The organism is Psychrobacillus sp. (genome assembly GCF_056205495.1).
The window spans coordinates 1-1,592 of sequence record NZ_JBAEAP010000473.1; the positions used below are offsets into that span (position 1 = coordinate 1).

Sequence of the window (1,592 nt, forward strand, 5' to 3'; positions counted from 1 at the left end):
AAAGCTAACTGGCTTGACGGACCATCAAAATAGCTTATTGCAACTGTTTTATGAAGGGAGAAGTGACTTAGAAATTCAAAAGGAGTTAGAGATAGGGAGCGCCTCGACTATTCGAAATCATCGATTTGTCTTGAAAGAAAAGGAACGCCAAGCAAAGATTTTTTTGACTATGATGGAGTTGTTGAAGGAAAAGGACAGACATGCCCCTAATTTCCTGCCAATTCATAAAAACGCTACGATGGTAGACGATCGTTATAACATAACAGCTGATGAACAAACAGAAGTAGAGAAAAAGTTCTTCCCTGAGGGAATAAGTGGGAGGATGATTAAGTTTCCGAAAAAGGAAAAGCAAAAGCTTGCCACGCTACGAGTAATTATTAAACATTTTGACAGAGAAAAACAGTATAGCGAGAAAGAAATAAATGAGATTTTAAAAAACATATATGAGGACTATGTAACCCTCAGACGTTATTTAGTGGAATACGGATTTTTAGATAGGAAAGATGATGGAAGTGCTTATTGGGTGAAGGGGTAAAGGTAATGCAGCCTAATTAAGTGGAGATTCACTTAGACGACTAAACAGCAATTGTAACAAATGAGAGTAGGTAAGGTAACTTATTCCACCCTTGCCCGTCTAACAATGTAAGGAGGGGATAACGTGAGACTACCAGCACTATTTTCGGGTTTGATCATTTTCGTTTTATTAACCTCTATGGGATGTTCTACTTCATCGAATACAGAAAAAATAGAAGTTCATGAAACTAAAAATCCTGATGCGCAAGAGGTTTTAACATTAGACCCTGAAGCCAATATATTTCAGCTCGATGGTGTGATTTATCAGACTGGAATTGACTGGGTTGAGGAACTTACTTTAACAAAAGGCGAGCAAGTAGGGGAAATAAAAACAAGAAATGATTCAGACACAGACTTTGAAGACGAAATGTCGAATAAGCTCCCTGTTGGTGCAAAGATCTTTTCCACTATAGAAAAAGAAGGTCCTATTTTACTCGTTGAATTAGAAGGTAAACTTCTGAAATACTATGCATTAGTAGAGGGTTAATAAATTTCCTATGTTTTGCAAATGAGCGAGGTGGGGGAGGAAGGAAGGGGTAGCGTAGCTACTCTTCTTTTTAATCCTTCCCTTTGTTTTATTCTCCGGAGACAAAAGTTTTGAGCAGGGCTGCTCTTTCACGCAAACGCAGTTTTGCCTCTGAAATTTGTGGTGTCCTAGCAGCTACCACATCAGCATTCCACCCTATTCCTTCGGCTATAATTTTTGCACGCTGTAAATGGAAATCACTCGTAATAATGGTGACAGAGGTAACGCTGTCAGGGAGGAGCTGTTGGGAGTATAAAAGGTTTTCATACGTAGAGGTAGATTGATCTTCTACTATGATCCGACTCTCTTTAATCCCGTTCTCTACGAGATAATTTTTCATAACTACAGCTTCCTCTATATCCTCATCTTGTCCCTGTCCTCCAGTAACAACAAGTTTTACAGCTGGATATTTTTCAGCATATTCTAGTGCTGCTTCTAAACGATAAAGAAGTGCTAGAGAAGGTATATGTCCTTTTTTTACCTTGGCCCCTAA

The 1,592-nt window shown here is 38.8% G+C and carries 3 protein-coding genes; 2 read left to right on the top strand and 1 reads right to left on the bottom strand.

The window, feature by feature from the left end:
• On the top strand, nt 1-535 hold a 535-nt coding region (locus AC06OU_RS13680), incomplete at its 5' end, for a DUF2087 domain-containing protein (protein ID WP_475856480.1).
• Nucleotides 536-658: 123 nt separating this feature from the next.
• A complete protein-coding gene (locus tag AC06OU_RS13685; protein ID WP_475856482.1) occupies nt 659-1,060 on the top strand; it encodes a hypothetical protein in 402 nt (133 codons plus the stop codon).
• 88 nt (nt 1,061-1,148) lie between these two features.
• Here AC06OU_RS13685 and AC06OU_RS13690 read toward each other — a convergent pair.
• Nucleotides 1,149-1,592: YdcF family protein (locus AC06OU_RS13690; protein ID WP_475856484.1), on the bottom strand; the 444-nt coding region annotated here is incomplete at its 5' end.